At 58.2% G+C, this 18,912-nt stretch carries 23 protein-coding genes and 2 pseudogenes; 18 read left to right on the forward strand and 7 right to left on the reverse strand.

Annotated features, from left to right (window positions below; translation table 11 throughout):
* Both ABQJ48_RS35095 and ABQJ48_RS35100 read right to left on the reverse strand, forming a co-directional pair.
* Positions 1–260: hypothetical protein (locus tag ABQJ48_RS35095; RefSeq protein WP_367842507.1), on the reverse strand; the 260-nt coding region annotated here is incomplete at its 3' end.
* Between the two features lie 33 nt (positions 261–293).
* A complete protein-coding gene (locus ABQJ48_RS35100) occupies positions 294–1,175 on the reverse strand; it encodes a LysR family transcriptional regulator (protein WP_367842508.1) in 882 nt (293 codons plus the stop codon).
* Positions 1,176–1,487: 312 nt separating this feature from the next.
* Between ABQJ48_RS35100 and ABQJ48_RS35105 the strand changes: the two genes are divergently transcribed.
* From ABQJ48_RS35105 to ABQJ48_RS35140, 8 genes are all read left to right on the forward strand, one after another.
* Entirely contained in the window at positions 1,488–1,895 is a 408-nt protein-coding gene (locus ABQJ48_RS35105) for a RidA family protein (RefSeq protein ID WP_367842537.1), read from the forward strand.
* Positions 1,896–1,914: 19 nt separating this feature from the next.
* Positions 1,915–3,054 (forward strand): acetylornithine deacetylase, encoded by a 1,140-nt coding sequence (gene argE, locus ABQJ48_RS35110; RefSeq protein WP_367842509.1) that lies wholly within the window; start codon positions 1,915–1,917, stop codon positions 3,052–3,054.
* A gap of 137 nt (positions 3,055–3,191) precedes the next feature.
* Positions 3,192–4,043, forward strand: a complete 852-nt coding sequence (locus ABQJ48_RS35115) for a transporter substrate-binding domain-containing protein (RefSeq protein WP_367842510.1) — start codon at positions 3,192–3,194, stop codon at positions 4,041–4,043.
* Positions 4,044–4,141: 98 nt separating this feature from the next.
* Positions 4,142–4,753, forward strand: coding sequence for an amino acid ABC transporter permease (locus tag ABQJ48_RS35120; RefSeq protein ID WP_367842511.1), 612 nt, complete (start codon positions 4,142–4,144; stop codon positions 4,751–4,753).
* Positions 4,754–4,760: 7 nt separating this feature from the next.
* Positions 4,761–5,411 (forward strand): amino acid ABC transporter permease, encoded by a 651-nt coding sequence (locus tag ABQJ48_RS35125; protein ID WP_367842512.1) that lies wholly within the window; start codon positions 4,761–4,763, stop codon positions 5,409–5,411.
* A gap of 4 nt (positions 5,412–5,415) precedes the next feature.
* Entirely contained in the window at positions 5,416–6,237 is an 822-nt protein-coding gene (locus tag ABQJ48_RS35130; protein ID WP_367842513.1) for an amino acid ABC transporter ATP-binding protein, read from the forward strand.
* Positions 6,238–6,247: 10 nt separating this feature from the next.
* Positions 6,248–6,922 (forward strand): DUF1028 domain-containing protein, encoded by a 675-nt coding sequence (locus tag ABQJ48_RS35135; protein WP_367842514.1) that lies wholly within the window; start codon positions 6,248–6,250, stop codon positions 6,920–6,922.
* A 166-nt stretch (positions 6,923–7,088) separates the two neighbouring features.
* Positions 7,089–8,090, forward strand: coding sequence for an asparaginase (locus tag ABQJ48_RS35140; protein ID WP_367842538.1), 1,002 nt, complete (start codon positions 7,089–7,091; stop codon positions 8,088–8,090).
* Positions 8,091–8,120: 30 nt separating this feature from the next.
* On the opposite strand, the pseudogene ABQJ48_RS37970 reads toward ABQJ48_RS35140, so the two are convergent.
* Positions 8,121–8,237 (reverse strand): annotated as a pseudogene (locus ABQJ48_RS37970) (IS630 family transposase); the annotation flags it as partial.
* Between the two features lie 361 nt (positions 8,238–8,598).
* Here ABQJ48_RS37970 and ABQJ48_RS35150 point away from each other — a divergent pair.
* From ABQJ48_RS35150 to ABQJ48_RS35170, 5 genes are read left to right on the forward strand one after another with little or no spacing between them, the layout of a single operon-like run.
* Positions 8,599–9,645 carry an ABC transporter substrate-binding protein gene (locus ABQJ48_RS35150; protein ID WP_367842515.1) on the forward strand — a complete coding sequence of 349 codons (1,047 nt, stop codon included), beginning with the start codon at positions 8,599–8,601 and terminating at the stop codon, positions 9,643–9,645.
* Positions 9,646–9,666: 21 nt separating this feature from the next.
* Complete coding sequence (locus ABQJ48_RS35155) at positions 9,667–10,734, forward strand: ABC transporter ATP-binding protein (RefSeq protein WP_367842516.1); 1,068 nt, start codon at positions 9,667–9,669, stop codon at positions 10,732–10,734.
* On the forward strand, positions 10,731–11,576 hold the full coding sequence (locus tag ABQJ48_RS35160) for an ABC transporter permease (RefSeq protein ID WP_367842517.1): 846 nt from the start codon (positions 10,731–10,733) through the stop codon (positions 11,574–11,576). The genes ABQJ48_RS35155 and ABQJ48_RS35160 overlap by 4 nt, the downstream gene beginning before the upstream one ends.
* On the forward strand, positions 11,573–12,361 hold the full coding sequence (locus ABQJ48_RS35165) for an ABC transporter permease (protein WP_367842518.1): 789 nt from the start codon (positions 11,573–11,575) through the stop codon (positions 12,359–12,361). Before ABQJ48_RS35160 ends, ABQJ48_RS35165 begins: the two co-directional genes overlap by 4 nt.
* A 27-nt stretch (positions 12,362–12,388) precedes the next feature.
* Complete coding sequence (locus ABQJ48_RS35170) at positions 12,389–13,402, forward strand: proline racemase family protein (RefSeq protein WP_367842519.1); 1,014 nt, start codon at positions 12,389–12,391, stop codon at positions 13,400–13,402.
* Here the strand turns inward: ABQJ48_RS35170 and ABQJ48_RS35175 are convergent.
* The 3 genes and pseudogenes from ABQJ48_RS35175 to ABQJ48_RS35185 all read right to left on the reverse strand — a co-directional run bounded on the left by ABQJ48_RS35175 (position 13,389) and on the right by ABQJ48_RS35185 (position 14,277).
* On the reverse strand, positions 13,389–13,631 hold the full coding sequence (locus ABQJ48_RS35175; RefSeq protein ID WP_367842520.1) for a phosphatase PAP2 family protein: 243 nt from the start codon (positions 13,629–13,631) through the stop codon (positions 13,389–13,391). The genes ABQJ48_RS35170 and ABQJ48_RS35175 overlap by 14 nt on opposite strands.
* Before the next feature lie 27 nt (positions 13,632–13,658).
* Positions 13,659–13,913: pseudogene (locus ABQJ48_RS35180) on the reverse strand (MFS transporter); the annotation flags it as partial.
* Between the two features lie 64 nt (positions 13,914–13,977).
* Positions 13,978–14,277, reverse strand: a complete 300-nt coding sequence (locus ABQJ48_RS35185) for a hypothetical protein (RefSeq protein WP_367842521.1) — start codon at positions 14,275–14,277, stop codon at positions 13,978–13,980.
* A 386-nt stretch (positions 14,278–14,663) separates the two neighbouring features.
* Between ABQJ48_RS35185 and ABQJ48_RS35190 the strand changes: the two genes are divergently transcribed.
* Both ABQJ48_RS35190 and ABQJ48_RS35195 read left to right on the forward strand, forming a co-directional pair.
* Positions 14,664–15,206, forward strand: coding sequence for an EAL domain-containing protein (locus tag ABQJ48_RS35190; protein WP_367842522.1), 543 nt, complete (start codon positions 14,664–14,666; stop codon positions 15,204–15,206).
* A gap of 14 nt (positions 15,207–15,220) precedes the next feature.
* Positions 15,221–15,514, forward strand: a complete 294-nt coding sequence (locus ABQJ48_RS35195) for a hypothetical protein (RefSeq protein ID WP_367842523.1) — start codon at positions 15,221–15,223, stop codon at positions 15,512–15,514.
* A 311-nt stretch (positions 15,515–15,825) separates the two neighbouring features.
* Here the strand turns inward: ABQJ48_RS35195 and cynR are convergent, their stop codons facing one another.
* Positions 15,826–16,695 carry a transcriptional regulator CynR gene (gene cynR / locus ABQJ48_RS35200; RefSeq protein WP_367842524.1) on the reverse strand — a complete coding sequence of 290 codons (870 nt, stop codon included), beginning with the start codon at positions 16,693–16,695 and terminating at the stop codon, positions 15,826–15,828.
* Positions 16,696–16,920: 225 nt separating this feature from the next.
* On the opposite strand from cynR, the gene ABQJ48_RS35205 reads away from it, so the two are divergent.
* The 3 genes from ABQJ48_RS35205 to ABQJ48_RS35215 all read left to right on the forward strand — a co-directional run bounded on the left by ABQJ48_RS35205 (position 16,921) and on the right by ABQJ48_RS35215 (position 18,891).
* A complete protein-coding gene (locus ABQJ48_RS35205; protein WP_367842525.1) occupies positions 16,921–17,892 on the forward strand; it encodes a Bug family tripartite tricarboxylate transporter substrate binding protein in 972 nt (323 codons plus the stop codon).
* Between the two features lie 53 nt (positions 17,893–17,945).
* The gene (locus tag ABQJ48_RS35210) at positions 17,946–18,377 is read left to right on the forward strand and encodes a GlcG/HbpS family heme-binding protein (RefSeq protein ID WP_367842526.1); all 432 of its coding nucleotides are present in this window, start codon (positions 17,946–17,948) and stop codon (positions 18,375–18,377) included.
* A 70-nt stretch (positions 18,378–18,447) separates the two neighbouring features.
* Complete coding sequence (locus tag ABQJ48_RS35215; protein ID WP_367842527.1) at positions 18,448–18,891, forward strand: cupin domain-containing protein; 444 nt, start codon at positions 18,448–18,450, stop codon at positions 18,889–18,891.
* Positions 18,892–18,912: the final 21 nt, after the last annotated feature.

An 18,912-nucleotide genomic window follows, 5' to 3' on the forward strand; every position in this document is an offset into this window, starting at 1 on the left:
CAGGGTATTTCGCACATCGCCCAGCGCTTACCGCGCGTTGTTTGCGCGGACCTGACGAGATCAATTGAAGGCTTGATGGATTCACGGTCGCAGCGGCCGGCGCCGGCGACGGTCGACGCGGGGTTTGCTGTCTGGACGAAGCGGTCGCCCGAATGTCCGAGCGCCGATAAAATGAGCGACGCGTCCTGGCCCGAGCGCCGCCCGACGCCAGATTTCTGCGGTCGACCGTCAACGGACCTTTGATTTTTGTTTTCTTCCATGCAACAACGCTCCTCGAAAGTCATATCAGAGGTTCAACCGTGCGCCTTCACGAGCAGCTTCAGAAAAGCTTCCACGCTGCGGGTCAAGGGCCGCGCCTCTTCCACGATTGCGCAGAATGGCAGCGAATAAACCGGTGATCCGGCCAGCGCGACAAACTCGTACCCCGGGGCAAGTTGCGCGGCGTAATGCTCGGGCAAGAGGCCAACGTACTGCCCTGTCGCAACCATCATCGCAACGGCTTCAAGTCCGCTGACTTCTGGTCCTTGTAGAAAGCCGTGCGTCGCCAGCGCGTCTTCCACGAACGGATGCGGCCGATAAATCAGCGGCAACGGGCGAGTATGATTGCTCCGAATCTTGCCGGCCGTCGCAGGACAGTAGAAGACCCGATGTGTCTCGACGAACAGCCGGTAGTGTCGGAAGGCCTTCAGGCGCTGGTAGTTGCCGCGAATAGCGATCTGCACGCGCCTTTCCACCAGCGCGGCGCCAAGATCGTTGAAGGTCATCACCGACAGTGTCGGCCTGACGAGCGGAGCAATCCTTTGCAGCTCACAGAGCGCCTTGGGGATCCGGCAGCCCCCATGTGTCATTACGTGCTCCGACATACCGAGTACGAGCGGCCCTGAAAGCACGCCCCGAACGGCGTCGACTTCGGGCTTGATGCGGTCCAGCGCTTCGAGTGCCTGCAGCGACACGCGCAACGCGACTTCACCTCCTTCAGTCAACTGGAAACCACCCGGGCCGCGCTCGCACAACTTCAGTCCAAGACGCGCTTCCACATCGTTGATATGCCGGCTGATCGACGCCTTCGACATGGACAACGCGCGTTCCGCCGCGGCAAATCCGCTCGCCCGAGCGGCCGCGCAAAACACACGCAGCGAACGCAGATCGCGTTCGTTTAGATCGGTCGCTTCCATCAATGAGGGCGTCCTGAAAGGTATTGAATTTCGGAACCATAGTGACAAGAAAATAGTTTGTCAAAACTTTATTAGCTTCATACATTGCTCATCCAATGATCGCCAATCGATTTTGCGCGACCGCATGAAGATGATGGTGGTCACGCACGAAACGGGTTTCGCTCGCAAGGCGCGCCTCGCACTGTGTTCATGGAGGCCGGCGCGATCATCGAAGATGCGCAAGCTGCAAACTTTCTCGAGGCCGCAATCGGAACGCGCGCGGCAATTCCGTTCGTGCATCCTTACGCACTGAATTTATTTGAAGACAAGTACATGGAACATATCCGCATTCGTCCGTTCAACACGAAGGACACTTATCCCGAGCAGTCACTGAACAACGACCTGGCGCAAGCAGTTGTCGCGGGAAACATGATTTTTCTGCGCGGCCAAATCGGCCAGGATCTCGATACCCGAGAATCGGTTGGCATCGGCAACGCCGCCGCCCAGACCGAAAAGGCGATGGCGAACGTCAAGATGTTGCTGGAAGAAGCCGGCAGCAAGCTCGAAGATATTTGTAAGGTCACGGTGTACTTGACCGATGTTCGCTATCGCGAAGCCGTGTATCGCGTGATGGGACGCTGGCTGAAAGGTGTTCACGCGGTCTCGACTGGGCTGACAGTTACGGCGTTGGCACGGCCCGAGTGGCTCGTCGAAATCGATGTGATTGCTGTGAAGTCGTAAAGCGATTCCGAGAAACCTCATGCAAACCGCCATCGAACTCCTCGCGAGGCTGGTCAGTTTTAAATCCGTCAGCGGGCATTCGAATCTCGATCTGATCGACTTTGTCGCCGGTTATCTCGACGGCTTCGGCATTCACGCTCGCCGCGTCTACAGCGACGACGGCGAGCGCGCGAACCTGTATGCGACGATAGGGCCAACGGAGCGCGGGGGGATCTGTCTTTCAGGCCATTCGGACGTGGTTCCGGTCGAAGGACAGCCGTGGACCTCGGATCCATTCGCGTTACTGGAGCGCGATGGGCGTCTGCACGCACGCGGCACCTCGGACATGAAGGGCTTCATCGCATGCGTGCTCGCGGCCGTGCCGCACTTCGTCGAGCGGGTCACGGATGTGCCGATCCACATTGCGATCAGCTACGACGAGGAGATCGGCTGCGTCGGTGTGCGCGGTTTGCTCGACGAGCTTGCCAAAGACGCCGCGAAGCCGACCGGATGCATCATCGGCGAGCCGACCGGTATGCGCATCGCGTCGGCGCACAAAGGCAAGAGCGCGTATCGATGCTGCGTGCGTGGTCTTGCCGGACATTCTGCGCAGCCAAGTCTGGGGGTCAACGCGATCGAATATGCAGCAGACCTCGTGGCGCTTTTGCGGCGGAGCGGACGAGCGTTGCAATCGAGTGGCACTAAGGATGCGCGCTTCGATCCACCGTTTTCGACGGTGCAGACCGGAAAGATCAGTGGCGGCGTGGCGGTCAACGTGGTACCCGATCATTGCGAGTTCAACTTCGAAATTCGCCAGTTGCCGGGCGGCGACGGCGCTCGACTTGTCAGCGAACTGACGACCTTCGCGACACAGACGCTCCTGCCCGAGATGAAGCGTGTCTCCAACGATGCCACGATCGACTTGCAATGTCTGGTCGAGTATCCCGGACTGAGCGACGATGCGTCATCGAATGCGCTTAAGACGTTGTGCGCTGGTTTGCTAGGTGACACCGACTTTGCAACGTTGTCCTTCGGCACGGAAGCCGGTCTGTTTCAGTCAATCGGCATTCCAAGCGTAGTCTGCGGCCCTGGTTCGATCTTGCGAGCGCACAAGGCCGACGAATACGTCACCGTCGACGAACTCGCGGAATGCCTCGCGTTTCTGAAGCGTCTGATCTAACAGGGAATGGAAGAGGCCGTTCAAGTCAAGAAAAACTCATCGATCGCCGATCGCCATCGTCGCACTCAGTTTATCGTCTTCTGAGCAGTTAATTTAATAACAATTTTCGCGGCAACATCTACTGGGAGCATATGCACATGTCTATTCGCACTATCGTTCTGTCGCTGGCCGGCACGTTCATGCTGTGCGTGGCCCTACCGAGCCATTCACAAGACAAGGATCTTCTCGAGCGCATCAAGGAGAAAAAGGAGATCGTCATCGCCACCGAAGCGCGCTACGCACCGTTCGAGTCTGTCGAAAACGGCAAGATTGTCGGTTATGACGAGGACCTGATGAACTATGTGTTAAAGGCGCTGCCCGGCGTAAAGGTCACGCAACTGGATCTGCCGTTCCAGGGACTGCTGCCCGGGCTTGATGCGAAGCGCTTCGACTTGGTAGTTAGTGCAGCTACGGTCACCAAGGATCGCGTGAACCGCTTTGCATTTGCCTTACCGGTGGCGGATGCAACCACAGGCGTACTGCTGCGTGCAAATGATCACTCGATCAAGTCACCGAGCGATCTGAACGGCAAGGTCGTTGGCTCACAAGTCGGTGCGGCGACGCTACTGGCATTAATCGCGTACGACAAGAAACTCAAGGAGGAGGGGGGACCAGGCGTCAAGGAAATCAAGCAATATGTGGGCTTCGACGAAGCGTACGCGGATCTTGCTGCCGGCCGGTTGGACGCGGTCGCGCAATCGGTGCCTAATCTGGGACCATTATTGAAGGCACGTCCCGGCGTATTCGCTGTGCTGCCGGGGACCATTGGCCCGAAAACCTACTTTGCCTGGGCTGGTCGCAAGGACGCCGACAGCGCCTCGCTCGTCAAGCTGTTCAGCGACGGCATTGCCCGTGCAAATCATGACGGCACGATGAAGCAGCTCCAGATGAAATGGTTCGGCATGACGATGGACGTTCCGTCCGATAGCATGCCCACACCGACGATGTAAGCGACCCGCATGAAGCCGATGCCCTTCCATTCAAACGATCACACGACATGAGTGCCCCCGATTTGCTCGCACGCTGTCTGGGCTATGCCCCGCAATTGTTGGACGGCGCCGTCACGACCCTGTACCTGTCATTGATCGCGGTGGTGTGCGGCTTCTTCGCCGGGGTTTTTATCCATGTGCTGTCGGCCAGTCACAATCGGCTGCTGGCGGGCTTCGCGCGGACGTATGTAAGCGTGATTCGCGGCACGCCGATGCTGGCGCAGTTGTTGGTCTTTTACTACGTGCCTACGGCACTCGGCCTGCCGCTGCCCGGAGTGATGTCGGCGGCGATTGGACTCTCGCTCAACACTGCCGCTTACCAGTCGCAAATTCTTGGTGCCGGCTTCCGGTCGATCCCGCGCGGACAGATCGAAGCGGCCCAGACCTTCAACCTCACACGCCGCCAGGCATTGTGGCATATCGAAATTCCTCAGGTGGTCGCACTGACCTTGCCGGCGCTGGTGTCTGAGATGATCGATGTGGTCAAGGCGACCGCAGTAGTCTCCGTGATCGCCGTGACCGACTTGATGCGCGTCGGGCAGCAACTGGCGTCGGTCAGCTATCGCCCGCTGGAGGTCTACACGCTCGCCGCCTGCTACTACCTGGCGATCACCAGCTTGCTGTCACTCGCCGGTCGTGCACTTGAGCGACGCATTGCCCGGCGCACCTGAGACGACGATGGAATCACTACTCTCACTCGCCCCGCGTTTTGGCAAGGCCATGCTGGTCACACTCGCGCTTGGTCTTTTGTCCGCGTTGCTGGGCGCGCTTTGCGGCTTCGTGCTCAACGCGTTGCGGCTGCGCTTCACGCGGTGGTTGTCTCAACCCTATCGCGCGTACGTCTGGCTGGTGCGCGGCATGCCATATCTGTCACAGATGGTGATCGTCTATTTCGGTTTGCCGGTGCTCGGACTGACGCTCAGTGCGGTGGAGGCGACGGTTGTCTCGCTGGCGTTTTACTCGGCCGCCTATTTCGCAGAAATCTTCCGCGCCGGTTGGGCCAGCATCCCGCCCGGCCAACTCGACGCCGCTCGCGCCTTTGGCATCGGACGCACGGCGGTGTTCAGGGCCATCGAGTTGCCACAGGCGCTCGTATTTTCGATTCCGCTGCTCGCCAACCAGACAATCCTGGTGATCAAGGAAAGCGCGGTCGCCTCGATCATCACGGTGCCTGAATTGACGATGACGGCCAGCGAAGTCGTTTCATCGACGTACACCTACATTGCGCCGTACGCGATGCTGATCGTCTGCTACTGGCTGCTTACCCAATTCATCACGCTGACGGCGCGGCGCGTAATGAAGTTAATCGCCCCCCTGGAGGACGCTTGAAAGAATGAGCACACTACCAATTCTCCAGCTTCGCGCCGTCGGCAAGTCTTACGGCGCAACCCGCGTGCTGCAGGGTATCGATCTAGACGTGATGAAAGGCGAGATCGTGTCGCTGATTGGACCGTCGGGCTCCGGCAAAACGACAGTGCTGCGCTGCATGAATTTCCTCGAGCCATATGACGAAGGTGAGGTCTGGATCAAAGGTCAATTGCTCGGCTACCGCTCGGCCGGACGCACGATCCGCGATCGCGACAGCGAGAAGGGTCTCGCCGAAGTACGCCGCCCCGTGTCGATGGTGTTCCAGCAGTTCAACCTGTGGCCGCACATGACGGTACTCGGCAATGTGGCCGCACCGCTGATCCTGTCGAAGAATGCGAGTAAAGCCGATGCACGCAAACACGCGCTTGCCGCACTCACGCGGGTCGGCCTGGCGGCCAAAGTTGATGCCTACCCGGGCAGACTGAGCGGCGGTCAGCAGCAACGTGTCGGCATTGCGCGCGCGCTGGCAATCGAGCCGGAAGTCATGTTACTTGATGAACCGACGTCCGCACTCGACCCGGAACTCGTGGAGGAAGTGCTCAGCGTGATCCGCTCGCTCGCGCAGGACGGCATGACGATGGTAATGGTCACGCACGAGATGAGCTTCGCTGCCAAGATCTCGGACACGGTCGTCTTCATGGAGGCGGGTCGGATTGTCGAGTCCGGGCCGCCTGCACAACTTTTCGGCAATACGGGCACGCCGCGCCTGCAACAGTTTCTCAAACCGTGGTTCGAGCGTAGCCTGTCTGCCCCAATATGCCTAGAAGGCCGAGTGGATACCATATAAAGGACTGTTCATGACATTTTCGATTGTGGCGCGTTGTGCCCGCACAGGGCAGTTCGGTGCGGCGGTCTCATCCTCGTCACCCGCGGTAGCGGCACGCTGTATTCGTGCGCGTGCCGGGGTCGGCGCGACCGCCAGCCAATGCATCACCGATCCGGAACTCGGCACGCGCGCGCTGGAGTTGATGCATCAGGGCGCAACACCCACGCAGGCGCTTGAGGCACTGCGGCATTCTTCGCGCTTTATCGAATACCGGCAACTGCTATCGATTGATGGCACGCATCCACCCGCCGTGTACACCGGCGCCGCTGCGCTGGGGGTGGTAGGCAGCGCTTTGGGAGCCGATGTCGCATGCGCGGGAAACATGCTGGCCAATCCAGGCGTGCCGCAGGCGATGCTGGAAGCATTCGAAGCCGATGAAAGCATGCTTGACGAACGCCTGATGCGGGCGTTGCTGGCCGGTGTAGCCGCCGGCGGTGAGGCCGGTCCGGTCCATTCGGCCGGGTTGCTGGTGGTGGACAAGCTGAGCTGGCCGGTGATTGATCTCAGATTGGATTGGGTCGAGGACGATCCGGTTGGAGCGCTGTATCGGGCATGGCAAATTTACGCGCCGCAGATTGACAGCTATGTGACGCGAGCGCTAGATCCGCGGGCCGCGCCGAGCTTCGGCGTTCCCGGTGATTTGTAGGCCTGTGCTCCGCAAGAATCCGGATCAAGCCCAGCGGCTAGCAGTGAATACTCATGCGTTCCAAAAGGGTTACGGGACCATCTTTGACAATCCGGCTCAGCAGCGTACGCGTACGTTCATCTCCAATACTCTGACCCATTGACTCTAGGAAAACAGGCGCTTGGCGATGATTGAAAAGCGAAAGGTAGCCGTCATTGGGACGGGTGGGACTATTTCCTCTGTTGGCCGGCATCCGTTTGACCTGATTGACTACGACGCCAACGGCAAAATGCTCGAAGTCGAAGGGGTTCTCGCATTGCTGTCGGAGGCTCCGGCACATATCGAGATCATCCCTGTACCGTTTCGAGCGATGAGCAGCACGGAAATGTACTTCGCAGAGTGGAGCGAGCTGATATCGAGATGTAGCGACCTCGTACGCCACATGCCGGACTTGGCCGGCATCGTTATCACCCACGGAACCGCCTCGTTAGAGGAGACGGCATATTTCCTGCACCTGACTCTTAAGGTGAGCATCCCGGTCGTGATGGTTGGCTCCCAGCGGCCATCGAATGCGATCTCGTCAGATGCGGGCCTGAATCTTTACAACGCCTTGCGCGTGGCGGCCGAGCCCGCTGCCACAGGTCTTGGCGTGCTGGTTGTCCTGAACGATGAGATTCATGCCGCTCGCGAGGTCACCAAGACATCTACCTATCGGCTTCAGACGTTTCGCTCGCCGGACGTCGGAGTACTCGGTCATTGCGATGCTGACACCATCGCCTTTTACCGAAGGCCTATGCGCCTCGGTGCCCCGCAGACTGAGTTCGACATTTCGAAGCTGAAGAGTCTGCCCAAGGTGACAATTTCGTATTCTTATACCGGGGCGGACGGGAAAAGTATCTCGGACATGGCTCGAGCACGAGCCAAGGGTATTGTCGTAGCCGGCTTCGCCCCAGGGTGCTGCACAGACGGGGAAACCGAAGCACTTAAAGCCGCGGCCGCGTCTGGCGTCGTAGTCGTCATGTCGACGCGAGCTGGGAGCGGGCGAGTAGGAGGCGGTGTTGGGTTACGAGACAACGGCTTCGTTGCGGCGGACAACGTAAATCCGCAGAAAGCACGGCTCTTACTATCGTTGGCTCTCGCACAAACCAGCGACCCTCGGGAAATAGCGCGCATTTTCGAGACGTACTAGCAGCTGATGTCAATTTCCTCAGGGACAGACGATTTGCTTCAATCGGGAATCGCCGGCCGACACGACAGTGAGAAAGGCGACGAACCGGATACTGGTGTGGCGCGCTGCCGTCTTGCCCAGCACTTCGCCGGTGGCCGTGTTCAATGCGCCTGCATTCAGGATCGCCTCGCGCGAGGCCCCTTGGTCACGCAGCAGGATCAGCTGCGTGCCGGGCCATCTCAAGCATGCCGACCTTTGGCGCGGATGATCTTCTCTTTCTGAGCATGGCTGACTTATTGCGGTTCGCAGCGTGCGGTGGCGTTCTGGCTTTGCCCTCTGTGCCACTACATGCCAGTGCAAAAAAAAAACAATCACCTTCCGATGCGGTCTGGTCCGTTGCAACTGACGTCGCTGTCACAGGGCGATGTCGCTTTTGTTCTATCGATGGGCTTATTGCCTTGGTGTACTCAAGTCAGTGCAAAAAATGTTTTTTGGACCAACACCAAAGACACCTTCCGGGGAACAAGACATGAAATTTCAGATTTTAGCCCCCATGGGGACAGCCCTACTCGTTGCCAGCGCCGTTTTCTCGCTCGGTGCGGCAGCACAACCCGCGCACCTGACCGTAGCCATGTACGGTGGCAATTGGGGAGATGCGTTCCGCAATTGTGTTGCAGAGCCCTTCACGAAGGCTACCGGCATCCTGGTTGCGCCAGAAATCGGGACGTCAACGACGACGCTGGCCAAGCTTGAGCAGCAAAAGGCGAACCCCAGCATTGATGTCGCCTGGCTGGACGGCGGCATTAGCGAGCTAGCTTACCAAGCGGGCGTGGTAGACAACCTCGATGTACGGGCGATCCCCAACCTGGCGAATGTGCTTCCGCAAGCCATTTACCGTGACGGAAACACGAACTACGCCGTCGGCACGGGCTACTACTCGCTCGGTCTTACGTACAATACGAAGGTCGTCAAACCGGCGCCGACTAGCTGGAAGGATTTGTGGAAATCGCAGTATGCCGGGGCAGTAGCAGTGCCATCTCCGGCTAACTCATCTGGAGTGCCTTTTGTGATTTTCATGGCGCATGTATGGGGCATGGATTCGAAAAATCTCGCGCCGGTGTATGCAAAGCTCGCATCGCTAGACTCCCCAATGTTTTTTGATAGCTCAGGTGTTGCGACCAATGCGTACCAAAGTGGCGAGGCCGTGATCGGAGCCCATTTCAGCGTCGGTGCATGGGACCTTATCGATAAGGGGGCGCCAATCGGTTTTGTTGTTCCGAAGGAAGGGGCATGGGCTACCGATGCCCGCCTGCATCTGGTGAAAGGATCGCCCAACAAAGCTGCCGCGGAGAAGTTCATTAATACTGCGCTGACCCGTGAGACCGCTGTTTGCTTGGCAACAAAGCTTTATCTCGGGCCCGCTGTCAAGGGCGTAAAACTCCCGGACGACGTAACTCGCAAGCTGCCTTGGGGTGTCGGCGGTTCGGTCGATAACCTGACTTTATACGACTGGAAGTCGGTCAACGCCCGTCGAGCGGCGATTACCGATGCGTGGAATCGGCAAGTGGTGCACTAACGCCACCCCACAGAGCGCATCATGTCAACACTGCTAACCATCGATACTGTCGGAAAACGATATGGTTCTCACACCGTATTGGACAACATTCAGCTCGACGTCTGTGAAGGCGAGTTTGTCGCGCTGCTCGGGCCCAGCGGCTGCGGCAAAACCACACTGCTGAGGTTAATCGCGGGCTTTGTCGAACCCGACTACGGTCGCGTAAAGATTGACGGACAAGATGTCACTCACCTCCCCCCATATCGTCGTCAACTTAACACGGTGTTCCAAAACTATGCATTGTTTCCACACATGACTGTGCTGGAAAACGTTGCCTACGGGCTACGTCGTGAAGGCATACCGCGAACGGAGGCGAACGGGCGCGCAGCAGAGGCGCTAGCGCTGGTCACCCTGGCCGCGTTTGGTGACCGGTATCCTCGGGAGATGTCAGGGGGACAACAACAGCGTGTCGCATTGGCTCGCGCCGTAGTCAAACGACCGAAGATTCTCTTGTTGGATGAACCGCTCTCGGCACTCGATATGAAGCTTCGCAAAAAAATGCAGTTAGAGCTAAAGCATTTGCAAGAGAAACTCGGTATCGCCTTTGTCTTTGTCACTCACGACCAGGAAGAAGCGATGAGTATGGCCGACAGAATCGTGGTCATGAACGAAGGACGCATCGAGCAGATTGGCGCCGGCACCGAAATATACCGTGCGCCGGCGACGCGATTCGTCGCGGAGTTCATCGGCGATGCAAACCTCCTCCCCTACGAAACGTCGACCACCGGCGAAATCCAACTTGCAGTGCAAGCGCTCACTACGCCAGTCATGCATTCGAACGTCCCAAAGCGAGGCGTCGCTGTATTGCGTCCCGAGCATTTTCAGGTCGTCGACAGCACCGCTGCGCAAAGCAATTCGTTGTGTCAACTCTCAGGCGTGGTAACCGATATCGTAAGCGTTGGCAGTCATTCCATTATCCATGCAGATGTCAGCGGTCACGACATCATTGCGCGAGCGATGGGCCTGCCGAGCGCTGCCATGCGGCTCGGTAACGTTGTGCAACTTGGCTTTGATCCGTCCGACCTTCACCTCATTGGAGATTGTGCATGAGGCGCGCGTTCGCGGCGCCTGCATGGATGTTGGCAGCCCCCTCGGCGTTTTTTGCGGCTTTCTTTCTAGCTCCGCTCGTCGTCGTGCTGATTGCTAGTTTCACGGGCGTCCCTCACCCGAAGTCGCTGACTTCTACGTACTACGTACAAATTCTGGCCGATCGCTATCACTGGAATGTGATTATCGTGACGTTTCGCATCGCCATTTTGACAACACTTTGCTGCACACTCCTCGGGTATCCGGTCGCTTGGTACCTTGTGCGCCTCGTACATTGGCACCTTTGGCGACGGCTTTGCGTCGTCCTGGTAGTGGTGCCCCTCGTCACCAGCAACATAGTGCGGGCGTTCGGATGGATGGTTTTGCTCGGCCGCAATGGTCTAGTTAATCGGGAACTGATGGATGCAGGCCTAACGGTGCATCCGTTGCGCTTCTTGGGCACAGAACTCGGTATCCTGATCGGGATGGTTTATGTGTTGCTTCCCTTCAGTATTCTGACTATTGGCAACGCGCTTGCCCGAGTCGATGCAGCATGTGAGGAAGCATCGGCAGACCTGGGTGCCAGGCCCGTCGCAACCTTTTGGCACGTCATCTTTCCCCTCACGCTTCCCGGCGTTGCCGCAGGCGGTATCATCGTTTTCACATTGTCTGTCAGTGCGTATGTAACGCCCGCACTGCTTTCCGACGGGCGCATTTCGGTCCTTTCCATGCTGATCTTTCAGCAGTACAGCTCGACGTTCAATGTGCACTACGGTGGCGCGCTTAGCATCGTCCTTCTCGCCTTCACGCTGATTATGGTAGCGCTCGCTAACCGTGTGGGCGAACGTCGCGGGAGCTCAATATGACCGCTCGAATTTTAGTCAGGCTCGTGTCGTGGAGCGTGCTCGCATACCTTATGCTGCCGCTCGTCGTCATTTTGGGGGTTTCGTTCACCGCCTCATCCTTTCTGGCTTTCCCGCCGCAGGGCTGGACGCTGAAGTGGTACGGACAAATGCTCGCTGATCGCAGCTATGTCGCAGCCTTCTCGACCAGCACGGCCCTCGCGCTGTCTGCTACCGGAACTGCTCTCCTCCTGACGGTGCCAGCCGCGTTGGCAATCTCCCGCTATGAATTTCCAGGCAAACGCGCTATTTCGGCGGTACTCATGTCCCCGATGGTCCTGCCGCATATCGTCCTGGGTGCCGCCTTGCTGCAATTTGGTGGGTACTTTGGGCTGACTCGCAGCTTCCTGTCTTTGTTGATTGGGCATACCGTCATCGTTGCGCCGTTCGTCCTGCGCTCGACGCTAGCCTCCCTCACACCGGAGCAAAAGGTCCTCCAAGAGGCGTCCTCCGATCTCGGTGCGAATCCTTGGATGACATTTTGTTTGATCGTGCTCCCTCAAATTCGAGCGGGCATCGTCACCGGTTCGATCTTCGCCTTTATCTCATCATGGATCAATGTCGAGTTGTCGATGTTCAACACGACGGCGAACCTCAATACGATCCCGGTAAAGCTCTTTAATTACGTGCAATACACGATCGACCCAACGATCGCAGCACTATCGAGCGTAACAATCATCACGGCTTTAGTAGCTATTGTGTTTCTCGACTTGACCGTCGGCCTAGACATGTTGTCAGTCCGAAAATAAGCGATTGTTAGAATAGGATCTTTACCCATGCGTATGCAGGACACGTTTGACGTTATCTATACCCATACGGAAGGTGAACCTCTTTGCATCGTGCACAGTGGTATTCCCTATCCAGCGGGATCATCCATCCTAGAAAAGCGCAAATTTCTCGAAGAGAATTATGACTGGCTGCGGATGGCGCTGATGCGCGAGCCGCGGGGCCACAACGACATGTACGGCGTGTTTCTAACCCCACCGTCAAGCCCGGAATACGATGCTGGTCTGATCTACATCGATTGCAGCAAGTATTCACACATGTGCGGTCACGGTACCATCGCCGTCAGCATGGCAATGGTAGCGCTTGGCTTGGTGAAGCGCGGAGCGAACGGCATGACCCGTATTCGCTTTGAAACCACGGCAGGGTTAGTCGTCGCCGAAGTGGCATCAGATGGCGACGATGTCTTGTGGACGCGCTTTGAGAATGTTCCGGCTTACGTCGCGGCGCAGGACATTCCAGTTCATCTGCCTGGATACGGTGATCTCAAAGCCGACCTGGTTTGGGGAGGGAATTACTTTGGCATTGTCGATTTGACAAACTGCGCATTGCGAATTTCGCCAGACAACGGCACCGAGCTCGCGCGCCTCGGCGTCTTAGTTCGCGAACAGATCAATGAGAAGATGCGAATCCAGCATCCGGTCGAGGCTCATGTAAATGACCTGAACTACATTACTTTTTGGCACGCGCCCACAATCGAAGGTGCGCTCTATAAGAACGTCCACGTCTTTAGCGCGGGACAGCTTGACCGCTCGCCCGGCGGGACCGGAACTAGCGCGATGATGGCCATGTTGGAAGCCCGTGGAAAGTTGGGCATCAATCAGCCGATTCTGTCTGAAGGTCTGTTGGGCAGCGGTACCTTTGAAGGCTGTCTGCTGGGCGAGGTTAGTCTCAATGGCACGCGCGCCGTCCGTCCGACTGTAAAAGGAACCGCTAGTATTCTTGGCACCGCCCGTTGGCTGATCGATCGAAACGACCCGGTAGGGGCGGGTTTTATGGTTCGTTGACAAGATCCCAAGAACGGAGGTCCAAGGCTGCGTGCGTCTCGCACGCCCGGATGGCCAGCCTCCGTTGCGCTTCGGTGCCCCATAGCCACATACCGGCCAGTAGTAGCGGAATCGGATAGATCACGTCATCGGCGATCAGCAACGCTGCACCAATCAGCCATGCCGGCGTCGCCGGCGTGCCGTTGATCGCGAGAAAGAACAACTGGTTGAATGCTTCGAGTGTGTTCATTGCAGGGAGGTCGTTGCTAAAAATTTGTCAGGCCTGCGGCGTCGCTTGGCGCGGCGTGTACCAGCACAGCAGCAGCGGCACGACGACGAGCGCCGCGCCAGCAAGGAAGGTCGTCGAGGCGCCAAAACTGTCCCATAGCCAGCCGGCCAGCGCGCTGGCGAGCAGCATGCACAGGCCGCACGCTAGGTTGAATATGCCGAATGCGGTGCCGCGCAGCGCCGGGGGTGCTGTTCCGGTCACCATCGCGGCGAAGATGCCCTGTGTGAAACCCATATGCAGCCTGCATTCGACGGCGCCGATCTGCATTTCATCATCGCGGGCCAGCATTAACTGCAACTGACGGGGCTCAGATCGGCAGGCCGGCGGCCAGCATCCTGTCACGCAAGGTCGCGGCCCGTACCGGGTGGAGCGAGTTGCTGAAGAGCGCCCTGATCTCGGCCGGCTTGGCGTCGAACTGTTCCACGAGATCTTTCACGCGACAGCCATGGCGAGTCAGGTTTGGCTCCAGGTCATCGCGCTGGCGCGACAGCACGGAAAATGAACGACCCCGTCGCTTGCGGCGGGGTTGTTCATTCATCGCCGTTTCATGCGCAACCGGCGCGGCGAGCGGATCGGCAAAAGTCCGCGTGAAGCGATAACGGCCCACGACCGTCCACACTAGCTAACGCTAATTGGACTCGGGCCGCTTCAGCCTCGGCAAATCTGATCCGTGAGTTCGGCTCGTAGACCTTCCGTTACTTTGCATTACTAACACAATCTGCCTTCACAGGCAGGACGATTCAGCTCGTCTGTGTAACGCAAAAACTGAGACTCCTGAAACTCGCCTGAACGGCTCCCTGCGTCAAGAGAATTTGGACGGTGCGGCACCCCCCAACTGAGGCCTCAAAGTTTCCCTAGCAGGGGCGGCATCGTGACAATCGACTTTAGCGACGGCGTGGCGCTTGCGAGTTTCGACAGGTCAGGTATGCGGTACGGCAGCATTGGTCGCAACTGCTCAGATCTGGGGCGCTGCAAATGCACTACCAGCCGCTCATGGATCTCAAAACGGGCCAGATTACCAGGGTCGAGGCGCTGGCCCGTTTACGCGATGGCGACCAGCTGCTCACACCCGGGGAGTTTTTTCCCGCTCTTTCATCCGGCGACTTCCTGGAGTTATATGCCCGTGGGTTGATGCAGGCGCTGTCACAAAGAAGGTGCTGGCTGCGTGACGGCATTGACCTCAACGTCTCGGTGAATCTGCCAACCAGTGCGCTGTGCGACAACCGCTATTTCGAAGCGACGCAGCAGGCGCTGACAGAGTGCAACTGTGCCCCAGACGGGCTGACCCTGGAAATTCTGGAGACGGATGCATTTTCGCCCGATGCAGACGTGTTGCGGGAGCTGACAAAATTCAAGACGCTCGGTGTCAGGCTGGCCGAGGATGATCTCGGTTCGGGGCACAGCAGCCTGAACCGTTTGCGCGAAGTACCGTTCGATCTGGTCAAGATTGACCGGAAGATCTCGAACCTTGCCGGCCACAATGCCTCCGACGCATTGCGTTTTATGTACCACGGATCCGGCTTGGTCACTCGCTAGGCAAAACGGTGGTTGTGGAAGGGATCGAAGATGCCGGCATGCTCGAAGCGGTGGCGATTCTGGGCGCCGACGTAGCCCAGGGCTATGCGAGCGCCCCTCCGATGCCAAGGGAGCAGGTGGCGAAATGGTGGGAGAGTCAGCCCGGCTTGTCCGATTGCCACTACCCCGACACGCCTCTTGGAAAACTGGCCAGACGGTTGCTTTGGGAAGAGCGTCTGCACCTGATCGCCGAAGATCCGCTTGCTTTCGCTATGCTGGCTGACATCAGCAGAACTTCTCCCGATGCTGGAGCGGGACCGGCCGGATAAGTTGTGCGATTCCACGCAACGCGACAGGCACATGACGACCCAGGTTGTGTGGAAACCGGATGGCATAACAATGCGACGCGTGACCCTAACCCCTGCGACGCATTTGAATGCCTTTGCGCGTATCACGGCGCTGACGAGACGGCGATCCCCATGAAGCGTTAAAGACGAGTGCAAGGACTTTGTTTCAGGTCTACCGGGTGCTCACGCACCCACCAGCCGCATCGCCCTCATCGTCTTCTTGAAGCCCAGGATTTTCAGCACTCGCGTGAGATTGTTCACGATCGTGCCGTGATAGCTCGTCGGGCTTCGCTTTAAAAGCGCTGGCGAATGGTTTTAATCAGCGCTCGCACCGCCGCTGATAGATGGCTGTCGCGCCGCGTGAAGATCGCGACGGTGTGCATCAGAGTCGGACTAAGTGGCACCTGATGCAGTCCCGGCGTTTCGTGAATGAAATTCGCCGCCAGAATGGTCGCGAGGCTGCTGTATCGCACGGTCGCCAGAATCGGTTCTATGGCGTTCATTTCCATCACGATATGCGGTGTGACGCCATTCGCGAACAACATGGCATCGATCATTTTTCTGGAGTTATACTCCGCCGATAGCAAGACCAGCCCGTGTTTGCTCAAAGCAGTCAGCGATATGCCCGGGCAACCCACCAGCGGATGACGATCGCCCACCAGGAGCGTCAGAGGCTCGGTATAGAGCGGCTGCACGTCGATCTGGTCGGTGCTCGATGGGGCATACGCCACCCCAAAGTTCAGCTCGCCATCGAGCAGGCGTTTTTCGATTTCTCCCGAACGCAATCGCAGTAGCGCGACCTTGATGCCCGGATAAGCGAAGTTGAAATTCCCCAGGATTTGCGGCAACCGAAATGTGCCGAACGACGACAACACGCCTAAGGTCAGCTTGCCATGCCTGAGGTTGCTTAGCTCATGCAAGGCGTCCATGCCGGAATCGACTTCCTGCAGCGCGCGCTTGGCGTAGCTCATGAAAACTTCGCCTGCCGTCGTCAGCTTGACGACCCGACCGACACGGTCGAATAAGAGCGTACCGAGCTCGTCTTCTATCTGCTTGATCTGATGCGACAGCGTAGGCTGCGTGATGTGCAATACATCCGCCGCCCGCGTAAAACTCTCTGACTGTGCTGCTGCCAGAAAATAGCGCAAATGCCGCAATTCCATGTCCGGTTGCCCCTTCCGAGTTTGTCCTCTTAGACCGCTTCTTTGATGTCAAAGCGGTTCAATGTGCTATCGGTACTCTACGGTGATAGATAGATAACGTCTATAAATTTTATCGATTTAAAACATTTGTGCCGATTCATTGCGCGCGTTACTTTATGAGCAGCGGGCAATGGCAATGCTTAGAGGCGCTGAAGCGACGCTACAAAAAAACATCAGGAGACGTGCATGAAAAAGCTGTTCGCGGTGGCCATGGGAGTCTGGTTAATGGCGCTAAGCGTTATTGCGCAAGCCGACGATCCGTATCCTCAACAATCCATTCGTCTACTCGTTCCCGCCGAACCCGGCGGTGCCGCCGACTTCATTGCGCGCCTGATCAGTCCGGTGTTATCGGCAAGTCTGGGTCAGGCCGTGGTGGTTGAAAACAAATCGGGCGCGTCCGGCACGATCGCGGGAAACCTGGTGGCAAAGTCGAAACCTAACGGCTATACGTTGCTGATGGCGCAAAACACCAGCATTGTGATCGCCCCGCATCTCTACAAGCAGCTGCCTTACGACACGATGAAAGACCTGGCGCCGGTGAGCCTCGTGATCAGCGTGCCCAACATCCTGGTCGTGAACCCGAATGTCCCGGCCAAGACTGTAAGCGAATTCATTGTCTTGGCGAAAGCGAAGCCGGGCTCCTTCAGCTATGGCTCGGCAGGCATCGGTTCGCCGAGCCATATAGCAGGCGAAATGTTCGACAAGGACGCCGGCGTGCAAATGCTGCATGTGCCATATCAAGGATCCGCACCGGCAGTGACCGCGTTGCTGGGCAACCAGATTCCCGCGATGTTCGCGCCGATCACCGCGGTCCTGCCGCTCGTGAGGGCGAACCAACTGCGTGCCTTGGGCGTAACGACCGCGGGCCGGTTGCCGTCGTTGCCGAACATTCCGACCATCGCGGAATCTGGTGTGCCGGGTTTTGATATCAATTCGTGGTTCGGCCTGTTCGCCGCGGCGAATACACCGCCTCAAATCATCGCGCGCCTGAATCGCGCCGTAGCCGAAGCATTGAAGGATCCGCGCGTGAGCGCCGCGATCGCCAAAATGGCTTCCGCGCCGGTCGGCAACTCATCCGCGGCATTCACTGCGCTGGTGCGTACCGAGAATCAACGATATGCCGATCTGCTCAAGAAGATTGGACCTCAGCTGCAATAAACCCCGGCGCTTTATAACTGCATTCTTCTTCCACTCCAACGAAAAATCTCATTATGTCTTCTCCTACCCTGAAGCAAGCCAACGCAATCATTGAAGGTGCCCTTGCGCATCGCCAGGACGCCAAGATCAAGCCGCTCGCGGTGGTCGTGCTCGATGCCAGCGGCAATGTCGTCGCGGCCCAGCGCGAGGACAACGCCAGCATGTTCCGCATGGATATCGCGCTCGGCAAGGCATGGGGCGCGGCCGCGATGGGATGTTCGAGCCGCGCCCTCGGCAACCGCGCCAAGGACAATCCGGCGTTCTTCACCACGCTCGCCGCCACCGCGAAGGGCCGCTTCCTGCCGCAGACCGGAGCTGTGCTGATCGTCGGCGATAACGGCGCGATTCTCGGCGCCGTGGGCGCGAGCGGCGGCACTGGCGAAGAGGACGAGGCGTGCTGCATCAAGGGCATTGAAGCGGCGGACATGCAGACCCAGCCGGCGTGACCGCCCGGCATCAAACCACACTCACGCCGGGTGAAGCACGACCGGCAAACATTATCGAAGGACGAATGACATGAACACGACGACGAAAAACAAGGGCGCGGTGAAGGCTGGCGAAGGCACGTACATTTTCGCGCTGAAGGAGCTGGCCGGGATGGACGCGGGCATTGGTTATTCAACGGCTTTCGGTCCGGTGATCGAAGGCGAGCGCATGCAAGTCGGGCTGATCAGCAAGAGCCGCGGCACCGGCGCAAAGCCGCATACACATCCGAACGAGCAATGGAACTATATCGTGCAGGGCACCTTGCGGGTGCGCGTCGGCAGCCAGCCGGAGCAGTTGTGCGGCCCGGGCACGCTGCTGTATTTCCCCGCGAATATCGTGCACTCGACTGTCGCCACGACCGATGAAGACGTCGTGTTCCTGACGGTGAAGGATCTGTCGCACGGCATTCACGGCGCGGCGCTCGACGGCACCACGGACGGCGGTTATTTCGAACCCGGCCACGAGCCGGAATAACAGGCCCGGGTACATCGGCAG

It is taken from the genome of Paraburkholderia suaedae (genome assembly GCF_040812055.1).
Classification (GTDB): Bacteria; Pseudomonadota; Gammaproteobacteria; order Burkholderiales; family Burkholderiaceae; genus Paraburkholderia.